The organism is Wocania arenilitoris (assembly GCF_021728535.1).
Taxonomy (GTDB): domain Bacteria; phylum Bacteroidota; class Bacteroidia; order Flavobacteriales; family Flavobacteriaceae; genus Wocania_A; species Wocania_A arenilitoris.
Genome location: NZ_JAKKDU010000001.1, coordinates 77,760 through 99,516, shown reverse-complemented (window position 1 = coordinate 99,516; position 21,757 = coordinate 77,760). Strand labels below are relative to the sequence as shown.

Annotated in this window: 21 protein-coding genes; 13 read left to right on the top strand and 8 right to left on the bottom strand. The window is 32.8% G+C overall.

The window, feature by feature from the left end:
- Positions 1–52: 52 nt before the first annotated feature.
- Together L3X37_RS00480 and L3X37_RS00475 are read right to left on the bottom strand one after the other, a co-directional pair.
- On the bottom strand, positions 53–202 hold the full coding sequence (locus tag L3X37_RS00480) for a hypothetical protein (RefSeq protein ID WP_237238187.1): 150 nt from the start codon (positions 200–202) through the stop codon (positions 53–55).
- A gap of 49 nt (positions 203–251) precedes the next feature.
- Complete coding sequence (locus L3X37_RS00475) at positions 252–1,148, bottom strand: AraC family transcriptional regulator (protein WP_237238185.1); 897 nt, start codon at positions 1,146–1,148, stop codon at positions 252–254.
- Between the two features lie 192 nt (positions 1,149–1,340).
- On the opposite strand from L3X37_RS00475, the gene hemA reads away from it, so the two are divergent.
- The 13 genes from hemA (at position 1,341) to L3X37_RS00410 (ending at position 14,114) form a co-directional block, all read left to right on the top strand.
- Positions 1,341–2,615 (top strand): glutamyl-tRNA reductase, encoded by a 1,275-nt coding sequence (gene hemA / locus L3X37_RS00470; protein WP_237238184.1) that lies wholly within the window; start codon positions 1,341–1,343, stop codon positions 2,613–2,615.
- Positions 2,616–2,748: 133 nt separating this feature from the next.
- On the top strand, positions 2,749–4,338 hold the full coding sequence (hemC, locus tag L3X37_RS00465; RefSeq protein WP_237238183.1) for a hydroxymethylbilane synthase: 1,590 nt from the start codon (positions 2,749–2,751) through the stop codon (positions 4,336–4,338).
- A gap of 93 nt (positions 4,339–4,431) precedes the next feature.
- Positions 4,432–4,788, top strand: coding sequence for a four helix bundle protein (locus tag L3X37_RS00460; RefSeq protein WP_237238182.1), 357 nt, complete (start codon positions 4,432–4,434; stop codon positions 4,786–4,788).
- A gap of 44 nt (positions 4,789–4,832) precedes the next feature.
- Complete coding sequence (gene hemE, locus L3X37_RS00455) at positions 4,833–5,858, top strand: uroporphyrinogen decarboxylase (protein WP_237238181.1); 1,026 nt, start codon at positions 4,833–4,835, stop codon at positions 5,856–5,858.
- Positions 5,859–6,028: 170 nt separating this feature from the next.
- Positions 6,029–6,796, top strand: coding sequence for an EI24 domain-containing protein (locus L3X37_RS00450; RefSeq protein ID WP_237238180.1), 768 nt, complete (start codon positions 6,029–6,031; stop codon positions 6,794–6,796).
- Positions 6,797–7,339 carry a GNAT family N-acetyltransferase gene (locus L3X37_RS00445; protein ID WP_237238179.1) on the top strand — a complete coding sequence of 181 codons (543 nt, stop codon included), beginning with the start codon at positions 6,797–6,799 and terminating at the stop codon, positions 7,337–7,339.
- Complete coding sequence (gene hemF, locus L3X37_RS00440; RefSeq protein ID WP_237238178.1) at positions 7,339–8,247, top strand: oxygen-dependent coproporphyrinogen oxidase; 909 nt, start codon at positions 7,339–7,341, stop codon at positions 8,245–8,247. The genes L3X37_RS00445 and hemF overlap by 1 nt, the downstream gene beginning before the upstream one ends.
- A gap of 26 nt (positions 8,248–8,273) precedes the next feature.
- On the top strand, positions 8,274–9,263 hold the full coding sequence (gene hemB / locus L3X37_RS00435; protein ID WP_237238394.1) for a porphobilinogen synthase: 990 nt from the start codon (positions 8,274–8,276) through the stop codon (positions 9,261–9,263).
- A gap of 27 nt (positions 9,264–9,290) precedes the next feature.
- Positions 9,291–10,580, top strand: coding sequence for a serine hydrolase domain-containing protein (locus tag L3X37_RS00430; RefSeq protein WP_237238176.1), 1,290 nt, complete (start codon positions 9,291–9,293; stop codon positions 10,578–10,580).
- Positions 10,581–10,620: 40 nt separating this feature from the next.
- A complete protein-coding gene (locus tag L3X37_RS00425; RefSeq protein ID WP_237238175.1) occupies positions 10,621–11,739 on the top strand; it encodes a CNNM domain-containing protein in 1,119 nt (372 codons plus the stop codon).
- Between the two features lie 340 nt (positions 11,740–12,079).
- Positions 12,080–12,208: an MGMT family protein gene (locus tag L3X37_RS15345; protein ID WP_369409861.1), complete on the top strand. Its 129-nt coding sequence runs from the start codon at positions 12,080–12,082 to the stop codon at positions 12,206–12,208.
- A gap of 51 nt (positions 12,209–12,259) precedes the next feature.
- On the top strand, positions 12,260–13,411 hold the full coding sequence (locus L3X37_RS00415; protein ID WP_237238174.1) for a serine hydrolase domain-containing protein: 1,152 nt from the start codon (positions 12,260–12,262) through the stop codon (positions 13,409–13,411).
- Positions 13,401–14,114 carry a 3'-5' exonuclease gene (locus tag L3X37_RS00410; RefSeq protein ID WP_237238173.1) on the top strand — a complete coding sequence of 238 codons (714 nt, stop codon included), beginning with the start codon at positions 13,401–13,403 and terminating at the stop codon, positions 14,112–14,114. Before L3X37_RS00415 ends, L3X37_RS00410 begins: the two co-directional genes overlap by 11 nt.
- Before the next feature lie 396 nt (positions 14,115–14,510).
- Here the strand turns inward: L3X37_RS00410 and L3X37_RS00405 are convergent, their stop codons facing one another.
- From L3X37_RS00405 to trhO, 6 genes are all read right to left on the bottom strand, one after another.
- Positions 14,511–15,164: a 3-oxoacid CoA-transferase subunit B gene (locus L3X37_RS00405; RefSeq protein ID WP_237238172.1), complete on the bottom strand. Its 654-nt coding sequence runs from the start codon at positions 15,162–15,164 to the stop codon at positions 14,511–14,513.
- A 130-nt stretch (positions 15,165–15,294) separates the two neighbouring features.
- A complete protein-coding gene (locus L3X37_RS00400) occupies positions 15,295–15,996 on the bottom strand; it encodes a CoA transferase subunit A (RefSeq protein WP_237238171.1) in 702 nt (233 codons plus the stop codon).
- 121 nt (positions 15,997–16,117) lie between these two features.
- Complete coding sequence (locus L3X37_RS00395) at positions 16,118–18,463, bottom strand: penicillin-binding protein 1A (protein ID WP_237238170.1); 2,346 nt, start codon at positions 18,461–18,463, stop codon at positions 16,118–16,120.
- A gap of 65 nt (positions 18,464–18,528) precedes the next feature.
- On the bottom strand, positions 18,529–19,023 hold the full coding sequence (locus tag L3X37_RS00390) for a gliding motility lipoprotein GldH (protein ID WP_237238169.1): 495 nt from the start codon (positions 19,021–19,023) through the stop codon (positions 18,529–18,531).
- Positions 19,010–20,197: a PSP1 domain-containing protein gene (locus L3X37_RS00385; protein ID WP_237238168.1), complete on the bottom strand. Its 1,188-nt coding sequence runs from the start codon at positions 20,195–20,197 to the stop codon at positions 19,010–19,012. The genes L3X37_RS00390 and L3X37_RS00385 overlap by 14 nt, the downstream gene beginning before the upstream one ends.
- Before the next feature lie 202 nt (positions 20,198–20,399).
- A complete protein-coding gene (gene trhO / locus L3X37_RS00380; protein ID WP_237238166.1) occupies positions 20,400–21,473 on the bottom strand; it encodes an oxygen-dependent tRNA uridine(34) hydroxylase TrhO in 1,074 nt (357 codons plus the stop codon).
- Positions 21,474–21,757 lie beyond the last annotated feature (284 nt).

Genomic DNA, 21,757 nt, shown 5'->3' with positions numbered 1-21,757 from the left:
TTTGTTATTATAAAAATACGATAGAATAGTGAATTAGAATAATTAACACTAATTAATCATTTTGTTTTCTGAATGTTTTTTGACTTTCGTCATTATAATCACAATCTTGAAAAATACCACATGAAATATTAGTTCGTGCTAACGATTTTCCTTTTACATGATGTTTTGATAAGGCTTCAATTTCTGGGGTTAAAAATTTCATAATATTGATTTTGGGTTTCGTTAATTTTAATAAAAATGGTGCACAATATTTAATTTAAAGACATTACATACTTTTTAGGTGTTGTACCGTATTTCTTTTTAAAAGCAGCAATAAAATGGCTAGATGTACTGTAGCCTACCTTATGTCCTACTTCATTTACATTATCTTTACCAGCCTCTAATAGTTTGCGAGCTACTTCCATTTTATAATCAAATAAAAAACTAAAAACAGAATCGCCATAAATTTGCTTAAAACCTTCTTTTAATTTTTTAATATTTAATCCTATTTCATCTGCTAATTCTTGAAGTGTAGGCGGTTCTGCTATACGAGAAACAATAATATCTTTAGCTTTTCTTATTTTAATTACGTTAGATTCATCTACTAAAAAAGGGCATTGTTCTACATTAGCATCCTCACTTCTATTAAAATATAAGCTCAGTAATTCGTAAGCTTTCCCCTTAAAATATAACTGTTTTATAGAAGCATTTAAACTGTAATTAATTATTTGATTTAATACAATAGCCATTGAGGGTGTAATGGTACCATCCTTATAGTATTTTTTATCTTTATTTTCTCCATTTAAAAATGAAATATAATTGGCTTCATTAGAAAATAAACCATGAAATTTCTTAATAGATATTAATACAGAAACTATCCAAGAATTGGATTCAACCTGAAGATTTATAGGTAGTTCTCGTTGAGGGTTATAAAGTAACAAAGAGTTTTCTTCGTTAATATTTAAACTGTAACGCCCTTGATTAAATACAAATTTAGCACTACCCTTAACACAAAAATGAAATTGTATAAATGCACTATCTATTTCTTTTTCAACTCTTTGAGAAACACTTTCCTCGTTTTTAAAGGTTAAAATTAAAAAACCCTCTTCAATATTTATTTCATTAAAAGTACTTTTAGCGATACTTTTCATGTTGTTTTTCTTGTTCATTTTTTAAATTTATTTAGAATAGTTCTAAATTAGAATGTGCAAAACCAGCAAATTTGCTACAAAAATATGACATTTATCATATTTTTTAAGAAAAAGACTTTAAAAAACCACAAACGATATTAAAAGTTCTTTTAGCGTTGTTTTTTTTTGTTCAATCCCGTTACTTTTGTTTTCGCAATTTCAGGTATAGCAATGCATAAATACAATATTAGTAAAAGTAGTTCTTTTTATACCATTGGCCTAAGTTATAAAAAAGCCGATGCCAATATAAGAGGACGTTTTAGTTTAGATGAAGAGTCTAAGCATGCATTGTTGGTTCAAGCCAAAGAGAATGGTATTGAAAGTTTAATTGTTACTTCTACATGTAACCGTACCGAAATTTATGGTTTCTCGCAACACCCATATCAACTTATCGAATTGTTGTGTGATAATACAAGTGGTACGGTTGAAGAGTTTAGAGATGTTGCCTATATCCTTAAAAACAAAGAAGCTATTGCACATATGTTTCGAGTAGGCTCTGGGTTGGATAGTCAAATTCTTGGGGATTTTGAAATTATTAGTCAGCTAAAAGTAAGCAGTAAATTATCTAGAAAATATGGACTGCTAAATCATTTTTCTGAGCGGTTAGTTAATGCTGTAATTCAAGCCAGCAAACGCATAAAAACCGAAACAGATATTTCATCGGGAGCAACGTCTGTATCTTTTGCCTCAGTGCAATACATTTTCAATAATGTAGCTAATGTATCAAATAAAGACATTCTATTATTCGGCACTGGAAAAATAGGACGAAACACCTGCGACAATCTTGTAAAACATACTAAAAATGAACATATTACTCTAATAAATAGAACAAAAGACAAAGCAGAACGAATTGCTGGAAAGTTTAATTTAATTGTAAAAGATTATGCGAATTTACAGGAAGAAATCAGTAAATCAGATATCTTAATTGTGGCAACTGGTGCACAGCGTCCGACGATTGACAAACACATCATTCAAACTAAAAAACCGCTTTTAATATTAGATTTATCAATTCCTAAAAATGTAAACGAAAATGTTCAGGAACTAGATAATGTATCTTTAGTACATCTAGATCATTTATCAAAAATTACCGATGCAACTTTAGAAAAGCGCAAATCACATATTCCTTTAGCAGAAGCCATTATAGAAGACGTTAAAGCAGAGTTTAATAATTGGTTAGAAACTAGAAAGTTTGCACCAACTATAAAAGCTTTAAAACATAAATTAACTGATTTTGCTACTGCAGAATTGGATACTCAAAGAAAAAAACTGAACGATTTCAATGAAGAGCAAGCGGAATTAATTAGTAATAAAATCATTCAAAAAATCACCAATCATTTTGCGCATCATTTAAAAGATGATGACGTTTCTACAGATGATAGTTTAGAACTTATTAAAAAAGTTTTTCAGTTAGAAGAACCTCAAAAAACAAATGTTGATACTGTCTAAATTCCAAAAATGACGAATATAAATTGTTTCTTTTTAGCTTATTTATCGTTCAAAAAAACTACCGTAACTAGGCTATGCTAATTTTTTTCGCCTCAACTAATCTAAAAATAATTCAATTTATTAATCCATCATTTTGAAATCTAACCAGTATAAAACCATTAGAATTGGCACACGTGATAGTGAATTAGCACTATGGCAAGCCAAAATAGTACAAAGTTTACTCGAAGAAGAAGGGCATCAAACCGAATTAGTTCCAGTAAAATCTACTGGCGATCTAGTATTAGATAAACCTTTGTACGAATTAGGTATTACAGGTATTTTTACACGTACTTTGGATATCACCATGTTAAATCATGACATCGATATTGCAGTACACTCGCTTAAAGATGTTCCAACGGTTTTACCAAAAGGCATTGTTCAAGCTGCTGTTTTAAAACGTGGTAATGTAAACGACACTCTGGTTTATAAGGAAAATGAAGAGTTTTTAAGCGCAAGAAACGCTGTAATAGCAACGGGTAGTTTACGAAGAAAAGCACAATGGTTAAACCGATATCCCACGCATACCATTGAAGATTTACGCGGCAATGTGAATTCTCGTTTACAAAAACTTCAAGATAACGAATATTGGAATGGTGCTATTTTTGCGGCAGCAGGTATTGGTAGAATAGGTATTAGACCCGAAGAAGCCATTAATTTAGATTGGATGATTCCTGCGCCAGCACAAGGTGCTATTATGATTACAGCTTTAGCTGAAGATGATTTTATATTAGAAGCTTGCGCAAAATTAAATCACGAAGAAACAGAAATCTGTACCACAATTGAGCGCAAATTTTTAAACCGCTTAGAAGGAGGATGTACGGCACCTATTGGTGCTTTGGCTTATATTAAAAATGAAGAAGTCAACTTTAAAGGCATCCTTTTAAGTAAAGATGGTTCTAAAAAAATACAAGTTGAGCGTACCGAAAAACTAGGAAAACATGAAGATTTAGCAGTTTTTTGTGCAGATTACATCATCGAACGCGGAGGCAAGCGCCTAATGGATGAGATTAAATACTCGCATAGAGTTACAAATGTGTTTTCAACCAAAAAATTAACGGAGGATCAGAAGAAACTATTCCATGAAAAGGTAACTGCTAAAAGCGATGATTTTATCAAGATTCGTTTAAACCGAATTCGCCCGCAAATTTTAAAATCAGAAATTGAAAATGTAATCATTACCAGTAAAAATGCGGTTGAAGCGTTAATCACAAACTATTCGGCAGCAGAATTACAGTTTAAAAATATCTATTGTGTTGGTCGTCGTACCAAAAGACTCATAGAAAATAAAGTAGGTCCAGTAAAACATTCAGCTAAAAACGCAAAAGCATTAGCAGAGTATTTAGTGGAATACATTGAAGGTACAGAAGTTACCTATTTTTGCAGTGATATCAGATTAGATGCTTTACCAACTATTTTAAGTAAAAATAATATTACCGTTCACGAAGTAGAAGCATACCAAACAAAATATGACAGTACTAAAGTAGAAGGTTCAGTAGAAAGCGCTATGTTTTACAGTCCTTCAACCGTTGAAAGTTTTATTCGAAGTAATAAAGGTGATGTCATTGCTTTTTGTATTGGTGAGACTACTGCATCAGAAGCAAAAAAGCATTTTAAGGATGTAAGAGTTGCAAAAGTGCCAACTGTTGAGAGTGTCATTGAGTTGGTGAACGAACATTATGTGTGATGGCTATTTACCTCTAGCTATTAGCTATTGGCTTCCACTGTTGTGAATAATAAATACTAGAAGCTAAAGGTAAATAGCCAACAGCTTGACAAAATGAGAGATTTTAAAAAACTAGATATTTGGAAAAACGGTATTGAGCTTGTAAAACAAGTTTATCAACTATCCGACAAATTACCTTCCGAAGAAAAGTTTGGTTTAAGAAGTCAAATTATAAGAGCATCAATTTCAGTACCATCAAATATTGCGGAAGGTTGTAGTAGAAATAGTGAAGTTGAATTTAAACGCTTTCTTGAAATAGCAATGGGGTCACTTTTTGAAGTAGAAACCCAATTGATTATCGCACAAGAATTAAATTTTATAGAAGAAAAAGAACTTGAAACCATTTTTACTTTAATTCAAAAAGAAGGAAAAATGATAAACAGTTTAATAAATAAAATCAAAAATGGTTAATGCTATTTAGCCAATAGCTAAAAGCCAAAAGCCAAAAGCCAGATATGATAAAAAACGATTTATTTTTAAGAGCATTAAAAGGAGAAACGGTTGATCGCCCACCAGTGTGGATGATGCGCCAAGCAGGACGTTATTTGCCAGAATTCATGGAAATTAAGGCTAAATACGATTTCTTTACACGCTGCCAAACGCCAGAATTAGCAAGTGAAATTACCGTGCAACCTATACGTCGTTATGGTATGGATGCAGCTATTTTATTTAGTGACATTTTGGTAATTCCACAGGCTATGAACATTGAGGTACAAATGAAACCTAATTTTGGACCCTATTTACCAAACCCTGTCCGCTCTCAAAAAGACGTAGATAACGTTATTGTTCCCGATGTAAAAGAAGAACTAAACTATGTATATAAAGCCATAAAAGCAACTAAAGAAAAGCTTAATAATGAAATTCCGTTAATAGGCTTCGCAGGTTCTCCATGGACTATTTTATGCTATTGTGTGCAAGGACAAGGAAGCAAAAACTTTGATAAAGCCAAAGAATTTTGTTTTACAAACCCAATTGCAGCACACCAATTATTACAGAAAATTACAGATACTACTATTGCTTATTTAAAAGAAAAAGTTGAAGCAGGTTGTAATGCAGTTCAGGTGTTTGATTCTTGGGGAGGCATGCTCTCACCAGTTGATTATCAAGAATTTTCATGGCAATATATCCAACAAATCATTGATGCATTGAAGGATGATGCTCCAGTGATTGCTTTTGGTAAAGGGTGTTGGTTTGCATTGGGCGAGATGGCTAAATCTGGTGCTTCGGCATTAGGTGTAGATTGGACTTGTTCTGCAAGAAACGCACGCTATTTAACAGGTGGAAATATTACCTTGCAAGGTAATTTCGACCCTACCCGTTTGTTTTCTCCACCAGCAGAAATCAAAAAAATGGTGCGTCAAATGATTAACGATTTTGGTAAAGATAAATACATCGTAAACCTCGGTCACGGTATTTTACCTAACATTGGATTAGATAATGCCAAGGCATTTATCGATGCCGTAAAAGAATACGGAAATTAAAATATCTTGGGCGTTACCTACTTTTTTATGTAACATTAGGTTTTAAAAATATACTTATTGTTGTAAAAAAGTAGGTCGGGCTTTCGGCAGTCGCTTTTTTGTGTTGCATAGGTGCAACAACACAAAAAGAGCTTCAACAAATGCCTCAATCCCTAACGTAAAACAACGTTATGATAAAAAACATCATTTCAGGAATTAAAGCATACTTCGGAGCGTTTAGCTTAATATCAAAACTAAAACTTTGGAAGTATTTTGCTATCCCTATGCTTATAAGCTTCATTACCGCCATTGCTATTTTTGGTTCAGCTTATGGGTTTTCCGATGTACTTACAGATTATATTACTAGCCTTTTCCCTAGTTGGAATTCTTATTCTTGGGTTAGAGCAACTTTCAGAATTTTAACTGGTTTAACCATTATAGTTACCGGGCTCATCCTTTTTAAACACATCATAATGGCATTATCGGCGCCTTTTATGAGTCCAGTTTCAGAAAAAATAGAAGCACATTTTACAGGTAACCCACCACATTCGCATAGAGATACTACTTTTATGCAACAACTTTGGCGAGGTATCCGCATAAATGGTAGAAATTTATTAATGGAATTATTGCTTACTATTCCTATTTTACTTTTAAAATTCATTCCTTTAGTTAATATATTTTCAGCAGTTTTATTATTTTTAGTGCAAGCCTATTATGCTGGTTTTGGTAATATGGATTATACACTAGAGCGCCATTTCAGATATAGAGAAAGTGTCCTATTTGTTAGACACCACAGAAGCACTGATATTGGCAATGGCATTGTGTTTATGCTGTTTCTATTGCTACCTGTAATAGGTTGGATTTTAGTTTTACCACTAAGTGTAACTGCAGCTTCTCTAAAAACTGTAAAACTCCTGCAGCAAGAACAACTATTGAAAGCCTCTAAAAACCTAGTCTAAATGCTTATACAGTTTGACGGTTTCGAAATTAATCCAATTCATCAAGGTGACTCTTGGAAAATTTGTGATTTTGTCATTTCAAATGCAGATCGATTAAAACGCTTTTTTCCAAAGACTCTAGAGCAAAACTTAAACCCAACTTTATCAAAAATTTATGTTGAAAAACGGACCAAAGCATTTCAAAATAACGAGGGTTTTGTGTTTACACTTAAACAGTCAGAAACACACAATCTTATTGGGCTTATCATTATTAAAGAAGTGAATTGGACTATAAAGCAAGGTGAATTTGCCTATGCTATTGATTACAATTTTGCAGGTAAAGGTTTAACATCAAAAGCAGTAAAACATTTATCTACATATGCTTTTAAAACCCTTGGGTTAGAACGTTTACAAATAGTTGTGCATAAAGATAATTTACCAAGTGTTAAAGTTGCATTAAACAACAACTTTAAATGGCAAAAAACATTTAAAAATACATTTACTCCTCATGGTGAATTGCCACTAGATATGGAATTGTATGAACTTTATAAAGAGATTGAATAATGAAAAATAAATTCTACCAATACATACAAGATTTACAAAATACCATCACCTCAAAACTAGAAACTATTGACGGAAAAGCAAAGTTTCAACAAGATATTTGGAAACGTCCTGAAGGTGGCGGCGGATGCACACGCGTCATTGAAAAAGGTAATGTGTTTGAAAAAGGTGGTGTAAATATTTCTGGCGTTCATGGAAAACTTCCCAAGTCTATGCAGACTTATTTTAAAGTGGGAGATGTTGACTTTTTTGCCTGCGGATTAAGTTTAGTGTTGCATCCTAAAAATCCGATGGTACCAACGGTGCATGCTAATTGGCGCTATTTTGAAATGTATGACGAAAACGGAAATATTATTGATAGTTGGTTTGGTGGCGGACAAGATCTAACACCTTATTATTTGTTTAAAGAAGATGCAAAACATTTCCATCAAACCTGCAAAACAGCTTGCGACAAACACAATCTTGAATTTTACTCAAAATATAAAGCCCGTTGCGACGAGTATTTTTATAATACACACCGTAACGAAGGCAGAGGTATAGGCGGATTATTTTTCGATTATTGTAAAGCATCAGAAACCATGACTATGGAAAATTGGTATAACTTTGTAACCGAAGTTGGTGATAGTTTTTTAGAGGCCTATGTTCCAATAGTTAAAAAACGAAAGGATTTACCATATACTGAAGCACAACGTAATTGGCAAGAAATTCGTCGTGGTCGTTATGTAGAGTTTAATTTAGTGCATGATAAAGGCACACTTTTCGGATTAAAAACCAATGGGCGTATTGAAAGTATTTTAATGAGTTTACCCCCGCATGTGCAATGGGTGTACGACCATCATCCAGAAGCTGGAAGTGAAGAAGAAAAATTAATTGCCATTTTGAAAAATCCTGTTAATTGGATAAACAAATAAACGCATCAACATATAAACATTTTACTATGTTCCCAATAAGAAGAAATAGAAGATTAAGAACCAACGAAGCTATTCGCTCCTTAGTTCGTGAAACCGTTATAACACCAAACGATTTTTTAGTCCCGCTTTTTGTAGTGGAAGGTAAAGGCATAAAAGATGAAATTCCATCCATGCCAAATTACTTTCGTTACAGTTTAGATTTATTAGAAAATGAAGTAAAAGAGCTTTGGAGCCTAGGTTTGAAATCGGTATTGCTTTTTGTGAAAGTACCTGATAACCTAAAAGACAATAAAGGCACTGAAGCATTAAACCCAAACGGGCTGATGCAACGTGCTGTAAAAACCGTAAAAAAGGCTTGCCCTGATATGCTAGTAATGACTGATGTGGCTTTAGACCCATATTCGGCCTACGGACACGATGGTATTATTAAAAATGGACAAATAATAAACGACGATACCATAGAAGTTTTAGCAGAAATGAGTGTCTCTCACGCCCAAGCTGGTGCTAATTTTGTCGCTCCAAGCGATATGATGGACGGTCGCATCCTAACCATCCGTGAAGCTTTAGAAGATGAAAATTTTATTAACACAGGCATTATGAGTTATTCGGCTAAATATGCCTCCGCTTTTTATGGCCCTTTCAGGGATGCTTTAGATTCTGCTCCAGTAGACATACAAGATATTCCAAAAGATAAAAAAACATATCAAATGGATTATAGCAACCGCTTTGAAGCCATAAAAGAAACCGAAATGGATATAGATGAAGGCGCAGATATCGTGATGATAAAACCAGGAATTTCATATCTTGATATCCTCAGAGAGATTAAAAATGAAGTCGATGTGCCTGTAGCCGTTTACCAAGTTTCTGGTGAATATGCTATGATTAAGGCTGCTGCCGAAAAAGGTTGGCTAGACCACGACCAAATTATGCTAGAAACCACGACTGCCTTTAAACGTGCTGGTGCAGATATAATAGCGAGTTATTTTGCAAAAGATATTGTAAAATTGATTTCGTAACTTTTAAGACTAATTATCAATTTGTCTATGATTCATTTTAAACTTTTCACAGTTTGTTTTTTTCTTTTTTGTACACTTAATATTAATGCGCAACTAAGCCATGATAATCTAGAATCTGTTGGTCTTGATGGAACTTTTATAAAATCTAAAGTTGATTCTATAATGCACGATGCTATTACTCAAAAAGGATTTCCAGGAGCGCAATTATTAGTAACCAAAAAAGGTAAAATTATTTTTCATGAAACTTACGGATATCATACTTATGATAGCATTCAAAAAGTGGCATTAAACGATGTTTACGACTTAGCATCAGTTACCAAAATTACTGGTCCGTTACCTGCCTTAATGAAACTTTATGAAGACGGTAAAATTGATTTAGACACCCCATTTAGTAAATACTGGACAGACTGGAAAAACCAAAAAGACAAAAAAAACATCACGCTAAGAGAACTTTTAGCGCATCAATCTGGTATAAAACCCTATATCGTTTTTTTGAATGAAGTCCTAAAAAAGGAAAAGATTAAAAAACGTTTCATGCGCTCAGAAAAGAGCAAACGCTTTTCCAATCAGTTTTACAAAAATCTTTATATAAAAAATAGATTTAAGAACAAAATATACCGCAAACTTAAACGGGTAAAAGCTGATGGTAAAAAAGAATATTTATACTCTGGAATAGCCTCATTAATCTACCCACAATTAATTGAAAATATTACCAGAACACCTTACACAAAATATATTCAAGATAACTTTTACACCCCTTTAGGTTGTAATACGCTTGGTTATCTTCCTATGAATAAAAATCTTAAAAACAACATTGTGCCAACAGAAATTGATACTATAGTTAGAAAAGATCTCACAAAAAACTGGGTTCATGATGAAAATGCTGCGCTTTTTGGAGGCATTTCTGGCAACGCAGGTTTATTTAGTTCTGCTTTAGATTTGGCAAAATATATGCAAATGTTAATACAAAATGGATCTTATGATGGTAAACAGTATTTTAAACCCGAAACGATTAAAGAATTTACTAGAATTCAGTATCCAAATAACAATAATCGTCGGGGCTTAGGTTTTGACAAACCCCTAATTGGTAACGATACCTTAAGCATCGAAAAGGCTTATCCTGCACCACAAGTAAGTCCAGAAAGTTTTGGGCACTCAGGTTTTACAGGTACTTTTGTTTGGGCTGACCCTGTACACGATATTGTATTTATATTTCTTTCAAATCGTGTTTACCCTAGTAGAACACATAGGAATATTTATAATTTAAATATAAGACCCAAATTACAAGAGTTGTTTTATACCTCATTAAAAGATTAATACATTTGAAATTAGTATTTTAGACATTTAAATTATACTTATGGGATTACTTCTATTTTACGCTTTTATATCAATATTTTTTTCGTTTTTATGCTCTATTTTAGAAGCCGTATTATTGAGCGTTACACCAACATTTATTAATTTAAAAAAACAAGAAAACAAAGATTATGCTTTTGCTTTAGAAACCTTAAAAAAGGATGTAGACAGACCGTTAATTGCTATTCTTACATTAAATACCATTGCGCATACAGTTGGTGCTATTTTAGTTGGGGTACAAGCTAAAGTAGCTTATACAGAGTTATATGGCTCGCAATCAAAAACTATTTTTGGCTTTACTTTTACTGAAGAATTAATGGTTGGTGTTGTTTCCTCAATAATGACGATTTTAATATTAGTGGCGTCAGAAATTATACCTAAAACCATTGGCGCAACATATTGGAAGTCCTTAGCAAATTTCACGACCAAAGCCTTAAAAGTTTTAATATTTCCTTTAAAGTGGACAGGCTTACTTTGGTTGCTTCAATTAACAACAAAGCTTATTGGTGGGAAAGGACATGGTAGTGTTTTAAGTAGAGAAGGGTTTATGGCCATGACAGATATTGCCCATGAAGAAGGCGTTTTTCAAGAATCTGAAAGTAAAGTGATTAAAAATCTTTTAACTTTTAAAGAAATTAAAGCTAAAGACGTAATGACACCACGAACGGTAATGAAAACAGAAAATGAAACCACAACCGTTGAAGACTTTTTTAATCAAAATTTAAATCTTCGCTTTTCAAGAATTCCAATTTATACAGATACTGAAGACAATATAAAAGGTTTAGTTTTAAAAGATGATGTATTTAAGGAAATGGCGCTTGATAATGGCTCTAAAAAACTCTCTGAACTTAAACGCAATATCATTATTATTGATAGAAATATGGCTATTCCAACACTTTTTGAAGAACTGGTTAAAACCCGAAACCATATGACTTTGGTAGTTGATGAATATGGCACTGTAAGCGGATTAGTAACCATGGAAGATGTTATTGAGACCTTGCTTGGTTTAGAAATTATGGACGAAAGTGATAACGTATCAGACCTACAAGTACAGGCTAGAAAAAACTGGGAAGCCAGAGCTAAAAAATTAGGAATTTTAAATGATACAAATACTGCTGATTAGTGAAAAATTGCGTCATCGAATCCCCTTTAGGTTTTACTAAAATTTGGTGTTGCAAGCGGTATTTCTTCAGTGAAAATACTTAATTCTGAAAAAATTACAGATATAATCCCTATTGAATTAGCAGATTGTGTCATTCAGCTTAACGAATATTTTGTATGAGCTCGTAAACAATTCAACCTAAAATTAAATTCACAAAGTATAGACTTCTAAAAAAAGTATGACATCTATTTGACCAAATTCCATACGGAAAAAACACTTTCATATTTAAAATTATCAAAAAATAGGTCATTTAAAAGCTATTAAAGCTGTTGCTAATACTAATAGCAAAAATCCACTTTAGATTATTGGTCCGTTTCATCGTGTTATTGGAAGCGACTGTAGTTTAACTGGTTATGCAGGTGAATTACAGCGCAAGCAATGGCTCTTAGAGCACGAAAGGTTTTTATTTAAGCAACAATCGTTGTCTTAATAAATAAAAAGATAAATTTTTCCCTATATTTAGTTCATTAAATTCAAACAAATGACGTTTTTAAAAAAAATTTTAAAATGGTTAGCCTTAATTATCGGAGTCGTTATAATTCTACTTTATGTTTTCGATTATAGCTATATACTAAGAGGTATTCGTGTTGTTTATTTTACAGGACACACTACTGCATTTATTGATGATTATCCTTATTTTGAAAATGAAATTATTGAAAAAGGAAATAACCCTAGTCTTTGGCCTATTCATAAAAATTACAATTCCACAAAAGAAACTAACGAGTTAAAACAAATAAATAAAGCAAATGGAACCATTGCTTATTTAATAATTAAAAATGATAGCATTTGGTTTGAAAAATACTTCGATGGTTTTAACGAAAATTCCAAGACCAATTCATTCTCTATGGCAAAAAGCATAACAACAGCTTTACTGGGAAAAGCCATTATGGATGGTTATATTAAAAATTTAGACCAACCACTTAGTGACTTTTATCCTGAATATGATTATGCTAAAACAACAGTTGGAGATTTAGCCTCTATGGCTTCTGGATTAGATTGGGTTGAAAAGTATACAGATCCTTTTTGTGTTACGGCACGCGCTAATTATGACGATGATTTAGCAGAAACGATTTTAAATCAAAAAGTTATTAAAACTCCTGGAGTAGAATTTGAATATTTAAGTGGAAGCACAGCCTTGTTAGGAATGGTTATTCAAAAAGCAACAGATAAACCTTTAGCAAAATATCTTTCTGAAAGTTTTTGGAAACCTTTAGGCACTGAGCATGACGCTTTATGGCAATTAGATGATAATGAAAATAGACTTGCTAAAGCTTTTACTGCCATTTCTAGCAATGCGAAGGATTTTGCCCGTTTTGGGAAGCTCTATAAAGACTATGGTAAATGGAAAGGCAAACAACTTTTAGATTCTGCATATGTTAGCAAATCTATTACACCTCGCTTTCCTGAAAGTCCTGAATACGGTTATGGTTTTTGGTTAAAAGATATCGGGAATAAGCATTTTTTTATGATGCGCGGACACCTAGGGCAATATGTAATTGTTGAACCTAATGACAATGTGATTATTGTAAGGTTAGGGCACTCTAAAGGCCCAGGCGATGCTATTGCTACGTTTACTGATGATATTACTACTTATATTAAAGAAGCTTATAAAATGTTAGGTTATGATCTCTAAACTCAACTTAGAAAACATACTATTTTTAGACATTGAAACCGTACCAGAAACACAACATTTTTCTGATTTAAACGAAACCAAACAAGCGCTTTGGGAATATAAATCGCAATACCAACGAAAAGATGATTATACTGCTGAAGAGTTTTATGAGCGAGCAGGAATTTGGGCAGAGTTTGGTAAAATCATCTGTATTTCGGTTGGATATTTTACTTTTCAAAGCGATAACAGAAAATTTAGAGTCACTTCTTTTTATGGCGATGAAATTAAAATCTTAAAAGATTTTAAAAACCTTTTAATCTCTCATTTTAGTGAAACCAAACACTTGCTTTGCGCTCATAATGGTAAAGAATTCGACTTTCCTTATATAGCGCGACGCATGATTATTAACAATATTGAATTGCCTTATAAACTCAATCTCTTTGGCAAAAAACCATGGGAAGTTCCTCATTTAGACACTTTAGAGCTATGGAAATTTGGGGATTATAAAACCTATACTTCATTAAAATTATTAACCAATGTTTTAGGTATTCCTTCACCTAAAGATGATATTGACGGAAGTGAAGTTTTTAGGGTTTATTATGAAGAAAACGAAATCGACAGAATTATTATTTATTGCGAAAAAGACACCATTGCTGTAGCACAGATATTTTTAAGATTACGAGGTGATACACTTTTAAGTGATGATGAAATTATTCATGTCTAAAAACAAATCTTAATCGAAAATTATAGTATAAAAAAAGATAATATTTGAATAGTTTATCAAATATTATCTTAATCTGTAAAAATATTATATCAAATAAATTTATAGCATAAATATTTTTTTTGTTAAGTACATTAAACTTTTAAAAAAGCGTAAATTTTCTTCAAGTGTTTCTTTCCATTTACTTTCTTTAAAAGTTGACTGTTTAGGCAGATTTGTCTCCATAGTTCCGTAGGTTAAGTTTATGGTAGATTTAGGAAAATCTATATCATTTTATTTGGTTGATTTGGGATTGTAAATATGGAACTAAATTTTAAAAAATCAGATTAAAAACATAAAAAATCGACAAAATGTAAATTATTTTAACATTTAATCTGTTTTTTATCGATTATCTTACTACTATAAAGTCATTTCTGGTATAGTTCCTTCAATAATTAGTGTGCCCTCAGTGGCATTTTTTATATTTTCTACAGTTACTCCAGGCGCACGTTCTAAAAGTTTAAACCCAGATTTAGTAACTTCAAGAACTGCTAAATTGGTTACTACTTTTTTTACACAACCAACACCAGTTAGTGGTAATGAACATTTTTTTAATAGCTTAGATTCGCCTCTTTTATTTGTATGCATCATAGCTACTATTATATTTTCTGCACTTGCTACTAAATCCATAGCGCCCCCCATGCCTTTTACCATGCGTCCTGGAATTTTCCAATTGGCAATATCACCATTTTCAGCAACTTCCATAGCTCCTAAAATGGTTAAATCAACATGTTGACCTCTAATCATTGAGAAACTCATTGCAGAATCAAAAAAACTAGCACCAGGTAATGTAGTAATAGTCTGCTTTCCTGCATTTATAATGTCTGGATCTTCTTCGCCCTCAATCGGAAATGGCCCCATACCAAGTACACCATTTTCACTTTGAAATTCGACTTCAATATCATTCCTAACATAATTAGCAACCAACGTAGGAATACCGATTCCCAGGTTAACATAATAACCGTCTTTTACTTCTTTAGCTATTCGCTTTGCTATACCTGTTTTATCTAACATTTTTAAGTTATAAATTAAGAGTGCCTTAATTTTTAAAGTTAGCACCCGCTGTTAATAATTCATTAGAAAATTAAAAGTATTAGAGCGTTTGAGTATGTTAACTTTAACCACATTAAATACTTATAACTTTTTAACTTCTCTTTCTTACTGTTCTCTGTTCAATACGTTTTTCGAAGGTTTGTCCTTGAAAAATGCGCTGTACAAAAATTCCAGGGATATGTATTTGATTTGGGTCTAAGCTTCCTAAAGGTACTAATTCTTCTACCTCAGCGACGGTTATTTTTGCTGCGCCACACATGTTGGGGTTAAAATTTCTAGCTGTTCCTTTAAAAATTAAATTTCCTGCATCATCTCCTTTCCATGCTTTTACAAAAGCAAAATCGGCTTGAAAGGCGTGTTCTAAAACATACATTTTTCCGTTAAACTCTCTAGTTTCTTTTCCTTCGGCTACTTCTGTGCCAAAACCAGCAGGTGTATAAATTGCAGGAAAACCAGCTTGTGCTGCACGACAACGTTCTGCCAATGTGCCTTGAGGAATTAGTTCTACATCCAATTCGCCCGAAAGCATTTGTTGTTCAAATTCATCGTTTTCACCTACATAAGATGATATCATTTTTTTTATTTGATGCTTTTGTAATAATAAGCCCAATCCAAAATCATCAATACCAGCATTATTGGATATGCAGGTTAATCCTTTTACTCCAAGTTTTACTAATTCTGCTATGGCATTTTCGGGGATTCCACTTAATCCAAAACCACCTAACATAAAAGTCATATTATCTTCTACGCCAGTAAGTGCTTCTTGAACGTTGGCTACTTTTTTATTAATCATTACGTTTCTTTTTGTGTTTTATAAAATTACGAATTATAGTACCAAATTAATGTTAAATAAAAAACCATTCTTTTAGAATGGTTTAAGATTTTATGAATTTAACTATTGGTAATAAACACCTCTAATTAAAATCTAAATCACCTGGTGTTTCATCTTCGTCATCATCTGTAGCCGTTTTGTCTTTAACCTTAGAGCAATCAACTAATATTGAAAGGTCTGTTGGCTTTTCAAATTCATCTTTAGAAATATTTAAAGTTTCATCGGCATAACAGCTTTTCATATATAATCCCCAAATTGGTAATGCCATTGCGGCTCCTTGACCGTAAGTAATATTTTTAAAATGTACAGATCTTTCTTCACCGCCTACCCAAACGCCTGTTACCAAATTTGGCACCATACCCATAAACCACCCATCACTTTGGTTTTGGGTTGTTCCTGTTTTTCCCGCAATAGGGTTTGTAAATTCGTAAGGGTAACCTGTAACTACCTCTCTATAATCTGCTCTATATGCATCTGCTCCTTTTGTTCGCAAACGAGCTCCTGAGCCAGATTGCGTAACACCCTCCATAAGTTTTACAGTAACATAAGCAGTTTCGTCGCTTAAAACATCATTTGTTTCTGGAGTAAATTGATATAATATAGTGCCGTTTTTATCTTCAATGCTGGTTACCATAACTGGTTTTGTATATACGCCTTTATTAGCAAAAGTTGAGTAAGCACCAACCATTTCGTAAACACTTATTTCTGAAACTCCTAAAGCAATTGCTGGAACAGGAAGAACCTCAGACTCAATACCCAATTTTGTAGCTAAATCGACAACAGATTGCGGCCCAACCTCATCAATTAATCTTGCTGTAACCGTATTAACAGAGTTAGCCAGTGCATTTTTTAATGTTCTATTTCCACCATAATCTAGATTGGAATTTTTAGGACACCACTCTTCTGGGTTCCCATGCTTATTAGCCTCAATACAATAGGGGGTGTCTGGATATTCATCACATGGAGATTTATGTAATTGATCGATAGCAGCAGCGTATACTAAAGGCTTAAAGGTAGATCCTATTTGACGCTTTCCTTGTTTAACCATATCATATTGAAAATGCCTATAATTCATACCGCCAACCCAAGCTTTTACATGACCCGTTTGCGGATTCATAGACATCATACCTGTTCGCAAAAAAGTCTTATAATACCTTATAGAATCAATAGGTTTCATAATAGTATCTCTTTCTGAGGGCTTACCATCTTTCCATTCAAAAACAGTCATTTGTGTTGGCTTATAAAATGATGCTTCAATCTCTTTATCAGACTTTTTTAAATCATATTTCATATGCCTTCTACGTTCTGATTGTCGCATAGAACGCATCAACAAAGTATCTATAGCGCCATTAGTTAAATCTAAAAATGGTGCTGTTGGATTTCTGTCTGGTGTGTTTTGATGAAAAAACTCTGCTTGTAGCCTTGGCATGTGTTTTTGTACAGCATCTTCAGCATACTTTTGCATGCGCGAATCGATGGTGGTATATATTTTTAAACCATCGTTATATAAACTCCATTTAGTACCGTCTGGTTTTGGATTCTTTTTTATCCAATCTTTCATAAAACCAGATAAATACCCTCTAAAATAAGTAGCAATCCCATCTCGATGCGATTGAGGTGTATAATCTAAATCTAACTCTGTTTTTTGAAGCGAGTCCTTAACGGCTTCTGTAATATATCCATTTCTGTGCATTTGATATAGCACTAAGTTGCGTCTGTTTTTTACACCTACAGGGTTTCTTCTTGGGTTATATAAAGCCGAGTTAACAAACATGCCAACTAACATAGCGGCCTCTTTTATCTCTAAATCGATAGGTTCTTTATTAAAATAAATTCGAGATGCACTTTTAATACCATCACCATTATTTCCGAAATCATATTTATTAAAATACTGAGTCATAATCTCCTCTTTGGTATATTGACGTTCTAATCGCGTTGCTATTACCCATTCCTTAGTTTTTTGGAAAACCCTTTTAAAAATACTGCCTGAAGCTTTTTTAGTAAAAAATAATTTTGCCAATTGTTGAGTAATGGTACTAGCACCTCCTTTAGCTCCTAAAAAAACAAATGCTCTTAAAGTGCCTCTAGCATCAATTCCAGCATGTTTATGAAATCGCTCGTCTTCAGTAGCAATTAAAGCATTTACTAAGTGTGGTGATAAATCATCATAAATTACTGGGGTTCTGTTGTCATTATAATAGAAATTACCAATTGTTTCTCCATCTGAAGAAATTATTTCTGTTGCTAAATTGGATTTAAGGTTCTCTAACTGTGTATGGTCTGGCATTTCACCAAGCCAACCCCAAGACGCTGATAAAAATACAAGAATTACTGCTAGAATTGCTCCAGAAAACAACATCCAAAACCAACGAATGTATTTTGAAAAATCTTGACTTGACTTGTTTTGTTTTATTTTCGTTTTTGCCATTTAATTTTGGATATTAAATACTTCTCGATACAATTCCTCATGCTTCGGAATCACTCGAAGTGACATTAATTTTTTTGTGGTTTTTCAATCCTAAAGCCAACATCTGTAATGCCTTCCAACTCAACCACACCATTAACTTTTCCGTTTTCTCTCATGGCGTGTTGTATATTAACCTTGTATTCGCCAGCTTCTTTAAAAACAACGTGTTCTTTATACCACAACTTATTTTCTTTAACACTACCTAGTCCTGAGCCTAAAAGTTTACCACTTGGATCTGCCATTCTGTATTCCAAAGTATCTTTTATTGTTTTTCCATGGGGAAAACACATTTCAACAATTAAAAACAGATTGTTAAATTTATAATCGTTAGTGCTTCTTAAATTAACAAATAAATTATAGGCTTTTGTTGAATCTGGCGGATTAACCTTAAAGCTTACAATACTATCTTTATGCCACGAGTTTGGAACAGATTTATAAGTATCGAACACGCGATTTGAATCGCATGATGCTAAAACAAAAGAAAAAACTAAAGAAAATAGTACCACATTACTTCGCTTCATTTTTACTTTTTTGAGGTTTTCTTCTGTTGTTTTTATTTCTATGGTTTCTGTTCTTATTATTTTTACGTTTGTTATGGCGTTTTGGACTATCAAAGCGTGTTAAACTATCTTGACCTACAACGTTTTCAAATTCAGTTTTAGTGTCTTCAATAAGATCTGAAGCATACTCTTCAAGGCTTACTATTTTTTTATTTTTCTTATTAGCTTCAATTATTTCATTGGCTTGAGCAGTGGTAATTTTATGCCAATTCATCCATTCGCCTTCGTAGGCATACCACATGTATCCTTTAAAAATATCTGTTTTTTGACAAACAGCAGTTCCTTTTTCGGTTTTAAGTTTTATATCTGTTTTTGGAAAATCTTTTAAAGCATCTAAATAAGTATCTAACTCATAATTTAAACAGCATTTTAACTTACCACATTGTCCCGCAAGTTTTTGTGGATTAAGTGATAGTTGCTGATATCGTGCAGCAGAAGTGCTTACCGACCTAAAGTCGGTTAACCATGTTGAGCAACATAGTTCGCGACCGCAAGAGCCAATGCCCCCAAGTCTCGAGGCTTCTTGACGAAATCCAACTTGTTTCATTTCAATGCGCGTTCTAAACTCACGCGCAAATACCTTAATAAGCTCTCTAAAATCTACGCGATCTTCAGCTGTATAATAAAAAGTAGCTTTACTAGCATCACCTTGAAATTCGATATCCGAAATTTTCATCTGTAGCCTTAAATCGATAGCAAATTGGCGTGCCTTAACCTTCATAGGCTCTTCTCTATCTCTTGCTTTTTGCCAAATATCAATATCTTTCTGACTTGCTTTCCTGTAGATTTTTAAAATATCGTCACCTTCAGTAGATACGTTTTTACGCTTCATTTGAACACGCACCAATTCCCCCGTAAGGGTAACCATACCAATATCGTGACCAGATTGTGCTTGTGTTGCAACTATATCGCCTATACTTAACGTTAAATTTTCGGTATTATGGTAGTACTTTTTTCGTCCGTTTTTAAACCGAACTTCTACCCAATTAAAAGGTTTTTCGCCGTTAGGAAGCGACATGTTTGAAAGCCAATCAAAAACAGTTAGTTTATTACAACTATCTGTCCCGCAAGTCCCATTATTTTTACACCCTTTAGGCTGACCACCTTTTCCAGTTGAACAACTGTTACAAGCCATAAATTTCTATATATTGAATCCGTTAATAATCAAATTATTACGAATGAAGGTTTATAAATCTTTTAGATTCACACTTTCGTGAGAATGACAAAATGAGCGGATTTTTGAAACATAGTTTCAAAAGAAATCTTCTCGACGTAAATATAAGATTATTCTAAAGACTTAAAACAAAGAATTTATAGTTGTTGATTTTAATTGAAGTTCAAGCTTCTTTCTTTTTTAAAACTTCAAAAATATTTCTTAAATCTTTTTTATATGGCAAGTGATCTGCTCGACCTTTTTTAAAAATATCATTACTATTTCCTTGCCCTTTTCGAAGTTCTTTTTGTTCTTCGTAAGGTAAAGCATTTACTTCTTTGCACGCTGTAGAACAGCAATTATCCATTTCTGCTTTACAAGCATCACATTGAATAAATAATAAGTGGCAAGCATCATTAGCACAATTGGTATGGATATCTGCTGGGTTACCACATTGGTGGCAACATGCAATTACATCGTCACTTATTTTCTCTGCTCTTCGTTCATCAAAAACAAAATTTTTACCAATAAACTTATTTTCTAACTGCTTTTCGTTTACTTGCCTTGTGTATTCAATAATACCACCTTCTAACTGATATACATTTTTAAAGCCTTTATGTTTAAAATACGCACTAGCTTTTTCGCAACGAATACCACCAGTACAATACATAACTAAGTTTTTATCTTCTTTGTAATCTTTTAAATCATCTTCAATAATATCTAAAGATTCTCTAAACGTATCTACATCTGGAGTAACGGCGTTTTTAAAATGCCCTATTTCGCTTTCGTAATGATTACGCATATCAACCAAAACAGTTTTATCGTCTTCAATAAGTTCATTAAACTTTTCGGCACCAACATGAATACCTTTATTGCGAACATCAAAAGTATCATCATTTAAACCATCGGCAACAATTTTGTGGCGCACCTTTACTTTAAGCTTTAAAAACGATTTATTGTCTTGCTCTATAGCAATATTTAACCGGATACCTTTTAAAAATTCAATGGTATCTAAATGCGCTTTAAATTCGTTAAAACGATCTGCTGGAAGTGATAGTTGCCCATTAATGCCTTCTTGAGCTACATAAATTCTACCTAGAACATCTAAGGCGTTCCAAGCAATAAATAATTGATCTCTAAAGGCTTTAGGATTGGCAATTTTAGCATATTGATAAAAAGAAAGTGTTAATCGATCTTTACCTGCTTTTTCGATTAATTCTGCTCTTTCTTTAGCGCTTAATTTATTGTACAGTTGCATGCTATACTAATGTTTTAAGGTTAACACCGCTTTACGCGGATAAAAGAAGTATTTTAAGGATACAAAAGTACAATTTTAAAAGCATAGCACAATAATTTGCATAAAAAAAGCACCTTAATATAACATAAAGTGCTTTATAAAACAGTTCGAGCTAGTCTATATTCAAACCATCATTAGGTAAATTTCATAGCAAAATTTTTCCCGCTTTTAATATTTAGATGCAAAATATGTGAAAAGGTTGCGTGGCGTTTTTACATTCGTTCTAAATATTATCAAAAAAAGAT

Coding starts and splice junctions, on each gene's coding strand:
- L3X37_RS00445 (WP_237238179.1), top strand. CDS start 6,797: ATGCTTATACAGTTTGACGGTTTCGAAATTAATCCAATTCATCAAGGT.
- L3X37_RS00405 (WP_237238172.1), bottom strand. CDS start 15,164: ATGTTAGATAAAACAGGTATAGCAAAGCGAATAGCTAAAGAAGTAAAA.
- L3X37_RS00390 (WP_237238169.1), bottom strand. CDS start 19,023: ATGAAGCGAAGTAATGTGGTACTATTTTCTTTAGTTTTTTCTTTTGTT.
- hemA (WP_237238184.1), top strand. CDS start 1,341: ATGCATAAATACAATATTAGTAAAAGTAGTTCTTTTTATACCATTGGC.
- trhO (WP_237238166.1), bottom strand. CDS start 21,473: ATGCAACTGTACAATAAATTAAGCGCTAAAGAAAGAGCAGAATTAATC.
- L3X37_RS00475 (WP_237238185.1), bottom strand. CDS start 1,148: ATGAACAAGAAAAACAACATGAAAAGTATCGCTAAAAGTACTTTTAAT.
- hemF (WP_237238178.1), top strand. CDS start 7,339: ATGAAAAATAAATTCTACCAATACATACAAGATTTACAAAATACCATC.
- L3X37_RS00480 (WP_237238187.1), bottom strand. CDS start 202: ATGAAATTTTTAACCCCAGAAATTGAAGCCTTATCAAAACATCATGTA.
- L3X37_RS00460 (WP_237238182.1), top strand. CDS start 4,432: ATGAGAGATTTTAAAAAACTAGATATTTGGAAAAACGGTATTGAGCTT.
- L3X37_RS00385 (WP_237238168.1), bottom strand. CDS start 20,197: ATGGCTTGTAACAGTTGTTCAACTGGAAAAGGTGGTCAGCCTAAAGGG.
- L3X37_RS00425 (WP_237238175.1), top strand. CDS start 10,621: ATGGGATTACTTCTATTTTACGCTTTTATATCAATATTTTTTTCGTTT.
- hemE (WP_237238181.1), top strand. CDS start 4,833: ATGATAAAAAACGATTTATTTTTAAGAGCATTAAAAGGAGAAACGGTT.
- hemB (WP_237238394.1), top strand. CDS start 8,274: ATGTTCCCAATAAGAAGAAATAGAAGATTAAGAACCAACGAAGCTATT.
- L3X37_RS00400 (WP_237238171.1), bottom strand. CDS start 15,996: ATGATTAATAAAAAAGTAGCCAACGTTCAAGAAGCACTTACTGGCGTA.
- L3X37_RS00410 (WP_237238173.1), top strand. CDS start 13,401: ATGATCTCTAAACTCAACTTAGAAAACATACTATTTTTAGACATTGAA.
- L3X37_RS00415 (WP_237238174.1), top strand. CDS start 12,260: ATGACGTTTTTAAAAAAAATTTTAAAATGGTTAGCCTTAATTATCGGA.
- L3X37_RS00430 (WP_237238176.1), top strand. CDS start 9,291: ATGATTCATTTTAAACTTTTCACAGTTTGTTTTTTTCTTTTTTGTACA.
- L3X37_RS00395 (WP_237238170.1), bottom strand. CDS start 18,463: ATGGCAAAAACGAAAATAAAACAAAACAAGTCAAGTCAAGATTTTTCA.
- L3X37_RS00450 (WP_237238180.1), top strand. CDS start 6,029: ATGATAAAAAACATCATTTCAGGAATTAAAGCATACTTCGGAGCGTTT.